A 7,735-nucleotide genomic window follows, 5' to 3' on the forward strand; every position below is an offset into this window, starting at 1 on the left:
GATGAGCAATCTCTTCGAGCTGGCCCTGGTCTGCCGCGAGGCCGACGTCGAAATCGTCAGCGATGGGCTGATGGAGATCGATGCGCTTGCGGTGTCCGTCGAGGACGCCGACGCGAACACGGACGCGGAGCAGGCCATGTTCGGTGAACCGGGCATGCCTGCGCCGGCAGCCGGCTGGGAGCGGTCAGTCGTCAAGGCGCTGTTCCCGTCGGAGCCCGAGGCCACCGAGGCCGCAACGCTGATCCTGGCGCAGGACTGGGCGAGCGACGTGCATGTGCAGGCCATCCAGGCCGTGCCCGAGCAGGACTGGGTGCGCCTGACGCAAAGCCAGTTCGCGCCGGTCGAGATCACGCCCGAGTTCTGGATCGTGCCGAGCTGGCACCAGGCACCGCCGCAGGCCCTGCGTGTCATGCGCCTGGACCCTGGCCTGGCCTTCGGCACCGGCACGCATCCGACGACGCGGATGTGCCTGCGCTGGATTGCGAGGCGCGGCGAGGCCTGGGATCGAGTGCTGGACTATGGCTGCGGCTCCGGCATCCTGGCCATCGGTGCGGCGCTGCATGGCGCGACGAACATCGACGCGGTCGACATCGATCCGGCGGCCGTCACCTCGTCTCGCGACAACGCGACGGTCAACGGCGTGACGCTGAATACCGGCCTGCCGGACCTGGCGAAAGGCGAGTACCCGCTGGTCATCGCCAACATCCTGGCCACGCCGCTGAAGCTGCTCGCGCCGCTGCTGTGCGCCCACGTCGCGCCAGGGGGCCATCTGATTCTCGCCGGCATCCTGTCGCGCCAGGCCGACGAGTTGAAGGCGGCCTACGGCCCCTGGCTGGCGCTAGACGTCAGCGATGAAGAGGATGGCTGGATCTTGATGACGGCCCGGCGCCCCGAATGAGCCTGGCGACGCGCTGCACCGCCTGCGGCACGGTCTTCCGGATCGTCGAGGACCAACTGCGCGTCTCCGACGGTTGGGTGCGTTGCGGCCGCTGCGCCGAGATCTTCGATGCGCGCGAACTGCTGTTCGACATTGAACAGGAAGCGCCGCCGCCCTGGCCTGCTGCCTTCACGCCTGAGCCAGTCATCGAACCGCCCCCACCGCCAGCTCCTCCACCGCCGCCACCCGAACCGCTGTGGATGCCGCCGCCCGACCCCGAGCCGCGCGCCGAGGCATTGCCGACCGGCTGGCCCAGCGAGGTTGCCCGGCAGGAGCCGCGCTGGGTTGATGAACCTCGCGAACCACCGTCCGCCCCTCCTGCGCCGCTGGCACCGCTTCCCGCGCCAGCACCTCTCGTTGCCGAGCCTTCAGCCACCCCGGCGGCGGTCGTGCCGGAGTTCATGCGCCGCGCGGAAAGCACTGCGCGCTGGAACAGGCCGCGCGTCCGCCTGGCGTTGGGCGGCGCGTCCGCGCTGCTGGCTCTGCTGCTGGCCCTGCAGGTCACGCTGCATTTCCGCGATGCACTCGCAGCGCTGAACCCGCCGCTGCGTGGCACCCTTCAAGGTCTGTGCGGCTTGTTCGGCTGCGAGGTCCGGCCATGGCTGCGCCCGGACGCGCTCAAAGTCGAGTCGACGTCACTGACGCCAATCGATGGCAGCAACAGCTACAAGTTGACCCTGACCCTCAGCAACCTCGCGAATGTCGCCGTCGCCGCACCGTGGATCGACCTGCGACTGACCGATGCAAGTGGCGCGCTGCTCGCCCGCGGGGCGTTCGAGCCCAAAGCGTTGAGCCCCCAGCTGCAAGAGATTCCCGCTCTGTCGGAGCAGTCGCTGTCATTCACCTTCCGCACGGCCGGCCAGTCGGTGAGCGGCTACCAGGTCGACGCCTTTTATCCCTAAGGTCGCGCGACGCCGCATCGCGACCGGCCAATAAAAAACCCGGCACCGCAGAGCGGGCCGGGTTTCGCGAGTGAGGGAACGGGCGGCGAACCGCCCGTTCAGACAGACGCTTAGGGCTTGTTGCCCGTGGGGAAGGGCCACGCAGCTTGCGGGCTCAGCGCGGTCTTGGCCGCAGGAGCGGTCGCAGCAGCGGCAGGCTTGGCCGCAGGGGCAGGCTTGGCTGCCGCCTTCTTCGGAGCTGCAGCCTTCTTGGCAACAGGCTTCGCAGCGGCTTTGACCGCAGGCTTGGCGGCAGCCTTCTTGGCCGGAGCGGCCTTCTTCGCCGGAGCGGCAGCCTTCTTGGCCGGAGCGGCTTTCTTCGCCGGAGCAGCAGCCTTCTTGGCCGGAGCGGCCTTCTTCGCCGGAGCGGCAGCCTTCTTGGCCGGAGCGGCCTTCTTCGCCGGAGCAGCAGCCTTCTTGGCCGGAGCGGCCTTCTTCGCCGGAGCGGCAGCCTTCTTGGCCGGAGCGGCCTTCTTCGCCGGAGCCGCAGCCTTCTTGGCCGGAGCGGCCTTCTTGGCCGGAGCAGCAGCCTTCTTGGCCGGAGCGGCCTTCTTCGCCGGAGCAGCAGCCTTCTTGGCCGGAGTGGCCTTCTTCGCCGGAGCAGCAGCCTTCTTCGCCGGGGTAGCGGCGGCCTTCTTGGCCGGAGCCTTCTTCGCAGTTGCCATGGTTTTCTCCTTGATCAAGTGGAAAAGTCACCGTCCCGCACGGACCGGTCCGTGCGGATACGGTTATTCACCGTCCGAGAGTCGCCCAGGAGGAGCGCCTCGATACGGTGAATGGGATCGCCATGCAGCCCCGCCACGTCTAGCGTGTTGATGCGGGTTTCGCTCGGTGACTGCATTGGCCAGGTCTTGATCTTGTGATGGCCGGGACTTCAGTCCCAGCTCAGTGCCCCGCCCGATTGATACTCGATGACGCGGGTCTCGAAGAAGTTGCGTTCCTTCTTCAAGTCGATCATCTCGCTCATCCAGGGGAAGGGATTTTCTTCATTGGGGAACAGCGCTTCGAGGCCGATCTGCACCGCGCGACGATTGGCGATGAAGCGCAGATAGCCCTTGAACATCGAGGCGTTGAGGCCCAGAACGCCACGCGGCATGGTGTCCTCGGCGTAGCGGTATTCCAGCTCGACAGCCTTCAGGAACAGCGCCTTGATTTCAGCCTTGAACTCAGCCGTCCACAGGTGCGGGTTCTCAAGTTTGATCTGGTTGATCAGGTCGATGCCGAAATTGCAGTGCATGGACTCGTCGCGCAGGATGTACTGGTACTGCTCGGCAGCACCGGTCATCTTGTTCTGGCGGCCCATCGCCAGGATTTGCGTGAAGCCGACGTAGAAGAACAGGCCCTCCATCAGGCAGGCGAAAACGATCAGGCTCTTCAGCAGCGTCTGGTCGTTCTCCGGCGTGCCGGTGTGGAAGTGCGGGTCCATGATCGCGCCGATGAAGGGGATCAGGAACTCGTCCTTGTCACGGATGGACTGGACTTCGTTGTAGGCGTTGAAGATCTCGCTCTCGTCGAGGCCGAGCGATTCAACGATGTACTGGTAGGCGTGCGTGTGGATCGCCTCTTCGAACGCCTGGCGCAGCAGAAACTGGCGAGCCTCGGGCGCCGTGATGTGGCGGTAGGTGCCCAGCACGATGTTGTTGGCGGCTAGCGAATCAGCGGTGACGAAGAAGCCGAGGTTGCGCTTGATGATGCGGCGCTCGTCTTCGGTCAGGCCGTTGGGGTCCTTCCAGAGCGCGATGTCGCGGCTCATGTTCACTTCCTGCGGCATCCAGTGGTTGGCGCAGGTGGCGAGGTACTTCTCCCAGGCCCACTTGTACTTGAACGGCACCAACTGGTTGACGTCGGTCTGGCCGTTGATGATGCGCTTGTCGGCGGCCTTCACTCTGCGCGCAGTGACGGGTTCGCCGGACAGTTGGGGAGCGGGGATAGAGACGCTGGCAGCTTCGCGCGACACAGTTGCCGAAGCAGTCGCCGAAGGCATGGCCGCGAGAGGCTTCGCGGTGTGGGTATCAGTGGACTTCAGGTCTTCGTCCCAATCCAGCATGGTGTCTTTCCTATCACTTCGAATTATCGGTAGCGCTTGTGCAAATCAACAAGGTCTGGCTACAGCTATTTGCATCTATCGCGCAATGTTTGTTGCGCGAGGGCATCGAAACGCGAGGCAGCAACTTGTCTATACAAGTTGCCGCCTCTGCTTCAACTCACTGACAGGCTTCGCAGTCGGGGTTGTCGATCGAGCAGAACTTCATGTCCGTGGCCGGCAGTTCGGGCTCGACGACAGCAATGGGTGCGACCGGTGCAGCGGCCATCGCTGCGGTGCTGTTGGACACCGAGTTCAGCTGACCGGAGCGCGTGACCGTGCTCTTCTCGGCCTGCGTCGCGCTGGTGGTGCGCAGGTAGTAGGTCGTCTTCAGGCCGCGCTGCCACGCGAGCTTGTAGGTTTCGTCGAGCTTCTTGCCCGATGCGCCGGCCATGTAGATGTTCAGGCTCTGCGCCTGGTCGATCCACTTCTGGCGGCGCGCGCCGGCTTCGATCAGCCACACGGTGTCGACCTCGAAGGCCGTCGCGTACAGCGCCTTGATCTCTTCGGGCACGCGGTCGATGCGGCGCAGCGAGCCGTCGAAGTGCTTGAGGTCCATGACCATCACGTCGTCCCACAGGCCCAGCGCCTTCAGGTCACGCACGAGGGATTCGTTGATGACGGTGAACTCGCCGGACAGGTTGGACTTGACCGACAGGTTGCCGAAGCAAGGCTCGATCGAAGCGTCCACGCCGATGATGTTGGAGATGGTCGCGGTCGGCGCGATGGCGACGCAATTGCTGTTGCGCATGCCATAGGTGGTGATGCGGCTACGCAGCGCGTCCCAGTCCATCGATGTCGAGCGGTCCACGTCGACGTAGCCACCGCGAGCGTCGGCCAGCAGGTCGAGCGAGTCGATCGGCAGGATGCCGCGGTCCCACAGCGAGCCCTTGTACGAGGAATAGCGGCCGCGCTCTTCGGCCAGCTCGGTCGAGGCCCAGTAGGCGTGATAGCAGACGGCTTCCATCGAGCGGTCGGCGAAGTCGACCGCGGCCTGCGAGGCGTAAGGCGTGCGCAGTTGATACAGCGCGTCCTGGAAGCCCATGATGCCCAGACCGACCGGACGGTGGCGCAGGTTGGAATCACGCGCCTTCTTGACGGCGTAGTAGTTGATGTCGATGACGTTGTCGAGCATGCGCATCGCGGTGCGCGTCGTCTTCTTCAGCTTGACCTGGTCGATCTGGCCGTCCTTGATGTGCTGGGCCAGGTTGACCGAACCGAGGTTGCAGACGGCGATCTCGCTGTCGTTGGTGTTCAGCGTGATCTCGGTGCACAGGTTGCTGGAGTGCACGACGCCGACGTGCTGCTGCGGGCTGCGGACATTGCATGCGTCCTTGAACGTGATCCAGGGGTGGCCCGTCTCGAACAGCATCGACAACATCTTGCGCCACAGGTCCTTGGCAGGCATGCGCTTGAAGAGCTTGATCTCGCCGCGGTCTGCCTTGGCCTCGTAGGCCGTGTAGGCCGCCTCGAACGGCTTGCCGAACAGGTCGTGCAGGTCCGGGCAGGTGCTGGGGCTGAACAGCGTCCAGTCGCCGCCTTCGAGCACGCGGCGCATGAACAGGTCGGGAATCCAGTTCGCCGTGTTCATGTCGTGCGTGCGGCGGCGGTCGTCGCCGGTGTTCTTGCGCAGGTCCAGGAACTCTTCGATGTCCAGGTGCCAGGTTTCAAGGTAGGCGCAGACCGCGCCCTTGCGCTTGCCGCCCTGGTTCACGGCGACGGCCGTGTCGTTGACGACCTTCAGGAACGGCACGACGCCTTGCGACTTGCCGTTGGTGCCCTTGATGTGCGAGCCGAGCGCGCGCACCGGCGTCCAGTCGTTGCCCAGGCCGCCGGCAAACTTGCTCAGCAGCGCGTTCTCCTTCAGCGCCTCGTAGATGCCGTCGAGGTCGTCGGCCACGGTCGTCAGGTAGCAGCTGGACAGCTGCGAGCGGCGCGTGCCGGCGTTGAACAGCGTCGGCGTGCTGGACATGAAGTCGAAGCTCGACAGCACTTCATAGAACTCGATGGCGCGCGCTTCGCGGTCGATCTCGCCCAGCGCCAGGCCCATGGCCACGCGCATGAAGAAGGCCTGCGGCATCTCGATGCGCTCGTCGGCGATGTGCAGGAAGTAGCGGTCATATAGCGTCTGCAGGCCGAGATAGTCGAACTGCAGGTCACGCTCGGCCTTCAGCGCGGCGCCCAGGCGAGCCAGGTCGTACTGGCCCAGCTTTTCGTCCAGCAGCTCGGCCTTGATGCCCTTCTTGATATAGCCGGGGAAGTACTCGGCGTAACGCGTGGTCATCTCGCCCTGCAGCACTTCGCCGCCGAGGATCTCGCGGCGGATCGTGTGCAGCAGCAATCGAGCGGTGGCGCGGCTGTAGCCGGGGTCCTTCTCGATCAGCGTGCGCGAGGCCAGGATCGCGGCCTTGTAGACCTCGTCGATGGCGACGCCGTCATACAGGTTGCGCTGGGTCTCGGCCAACACCGGGTCGGGCTTCACGTCGGCACCGAGGTTCTCGCATGCCGAGGTGATCAGCGACTTCAGCTGGGCCAGGTCCAGCGGGCGGCGCTCGCCACGGTCCACCACCATCAGCGCCGGCTCGGCGGCACGGCTGGCTTCACCTTGGGCAGCGCGCTCCTGCGTGCGGCGTTCGCGGTACAGCACGTAGGCGCGGGCGACCTCGTGGTTGCTGCTGCGCATCAGGCCCAGTTCGACCTGGTCCTGCACGTCCTCGATGTGGAAGGTGCCGCCGCTCGGGCGCGAGCGCAGCAGGGCGCGCACGACGTTCTGGGTCAGTTGCTCGACCGTCTCGCGCACGCTGGCCGAGGCCGCGCCGCTGGTGCCGTGCACGGCCAAGAAGGCCTTCATCAGCGCAACAGCGATCTTGCTCGGCTCGAACGAGACCACGGCGCCGTTGCGGCGAATGATCTGGTAGGCCTGGTAGCTCGACGCCGTGGGGGCGCTGGAGGCTTGAGCGTCGGACCCAAACGCGACCGGAGATACCGAGGAAAGCGCGGGAGTGGCGAGTGCCTGGCCCGTGACGGCTTCATGCAGCATGAGGGGATCCTTATCGAGAAAATCTGGAAATAGCGGGCAAATGCGCGGCAGCAACCCTGAGGAGGGCCGACGCAAATTGCGTTGCTTCAATGGGGGTATTTCGTCCCTGCCGGTCCATTGCCCGACCGGCATTCCGGCTGGGTCCACGGGTTCGTTGCTGCGGGCGGCAGGCCACGTCAAACAGCGAATCCGAGGGGAAGGTCATGGGTGCGACTGGGTTAGCAGGATATCACGAAGGACACTATATCTAGTGTCGAAGCCACTGGGTGACCCACACCCCTAGTGTCAACCCGAGCAGCAACTCTTCCTGGACAAAGGCCGAATCACCGCTTTGCATCGATCAAATCGAGCGTGAGCTATGGCCCCCCGCATCGGCATTGGGTTTGCGGCTGAAAGCGGGCCGCGAAGCCGCGCCGTTGCTACGTTTGGCCAGCTCGCCGCCGGCCGCTCTCTGACCATCGGCGAATTCAAGCAGGGCAAATCCCGAGGTGTCACGAAGCGTATGAATTCGCGGGCCGAGCGCCGGGCCGCTCCCAAGCCGGCCCGCCTGGCGATGTGCGCGCGGCTCAATGCCGCAAGCATCGCCGTCCCCTTGTATCTTTCCAATCAAGCATTTGGCGGCACGCGCTGAATGCCTTCCGTGTCGCGGTAGCTGCGCCAAACCTGTTGTCCCCCGGAGCTTGAAGTTCGTCCCCGAGCCTATGGTCAACGCAGCCACCCGTCTTGTCCAACCG

At 65.1% G+C, this 7,735-nt stretch carries 6 protein-coding genes; 3 read left to right on the plus strand and 3 right to left on the minus strand.

The annotated features are described in order from the left end of the window. Position 1 precedes the first annotated feature (1 nt). Complete coding sequence (gene prmA / locus ACXRVZ_RS23990) at positions 2-898, plus strand: 50S ribosomal protein L11 methyltransferase (protein ID WP_457424120.1); 897 nt, start codon at positions 2-4, stop codon at positions 896-898. Further along, complete coding sequence (locus ACXRVZ_RS23995; RefSeq protein WP_457424122.1) at positions 895-1,839, plus strand: zinc-ribbon and DUF3426 domain-containing protein; 945 nt, start codon at positions 895-897, stop codon at positions 1,837-1,839. Before prmA ends, ACXRVZ_RS23995 begins: the two co-directional genes overlap by 4 nt. Before the next feature lie 110 nt (positions 1,840-1,949). Here ACXRVZ_RS23995 and ACXRVZ_RS24000 read toward each other — a convergent pair whose 3' ends face one another. From ACXRVZ_RS24000 to ACXRVZ_RS24010, 3 genes are all read right to left on the minus strand, one after another. Beyond that, positions 1,950-2,543, minus strand: a complete 594-nt coding sequence (locus tag ACXRVZ_RS24000; protein ID WP_457424124.1) for a histone — start codon at positions 2,541-2,543, stop codon at positions 1,950-1,952. Positions 2,544-2,752: 209 nt separating this feature from the next. After that, positions 2,753-3,925, minus strand: coding sequence for a ribonucleotide-diphosphate reductase subunit beta (locus tag ACXRVZ_RS24005; RefSeq protein WP_457424126.1), 1,173 nt, complete (start codon positions 3,923-3,925; stop codon positions 2,753-2,755). Between the two features lie 157 nt (positions 3,926-4,082). Then, positions 4,083-7,001 carry a ribonucleoside-diphosphate reductase subunit alpha gene (locus tag ACXRVZ_RS24010; RefSeq protein WP_457424128.1) on the minus strand — a complete coding sequence of 973 codons (2,919 nt, stop codon included), beginning with the start codon at positions 6,999-7,001 and terminating at the stop codon, positions 4,083-4,085. A 358-nt stretch (positions 7,002-7,359) separates the two neighbouring features. On the opposite strand from ACXRVZ_RS24010, the gene ACXRVZ_RS24015 reads away from it, so the two are divergent. Beyond that, positions 7,360-7,632, plus strand: coding sequence for a hypothetical protein (locus tag ACXRVZ_RS24015; protein ID WP_457424130.1), 273 nt, complete (start codon positions 7,360-7,362; stop codon positions 7,630-7,632). Positions 7,633-7,735 lie beyond the last annotated feature (103 nt).

This window comes from Roseateles sp. P5_E8 (assembly GCF_054177665.1).

What these genes read in the sequence shown, in the direction of transcription:
- ACXRVZ_RS23995 (WP_457424122.1), top strand. Translation starts at nt 895, where the DNA reads ATGAGCCTGGCGACGCGCTGCACCGCCTGCGGCACGGTCTTCCGGATC.
- prmA (WP_457424120.1), top strand. Translation starts at nt 2, where the DNA reads ATGAGCAATCTCTTCGAGCTGGCCCTGGTCTGCCGCGAGGCCGACGTC.
- ACXRVZ_RS24015 (WP_457424130.1), top strand. Translation starts at nt 7,360, where the DNA reads ATGGCCCCCCGCATCGGCATTGGGTTTGCGGCTGAAAGCGGGCCGCGA.
- ACXRVZ_RS24005 (WP_457424126.1), bottom strand. Translation starts at nt 3,925, where the DNA reads ATGCTGGATTGGGACGAAGACCTGAAGTCCACTGATACCCACACCGCG.
- ACXRVZ_RS24010 (WP_457424128.1), bottom strand. Translation starts at nt 7,001, where the DNA reads ATGCTGCATGAAGCCGTCACGGGCCAGGCACTCGCCACTCCCGCGCTT.
- ACXRVZ_RS24000 (WP_457424124.1), bottom strand. Translation starts at nt 2,543, where the DNA reads ATGGCAACTGCGAAGAAGGCTCCGGCCAAGAAGGCCGCCGCTACCCCG.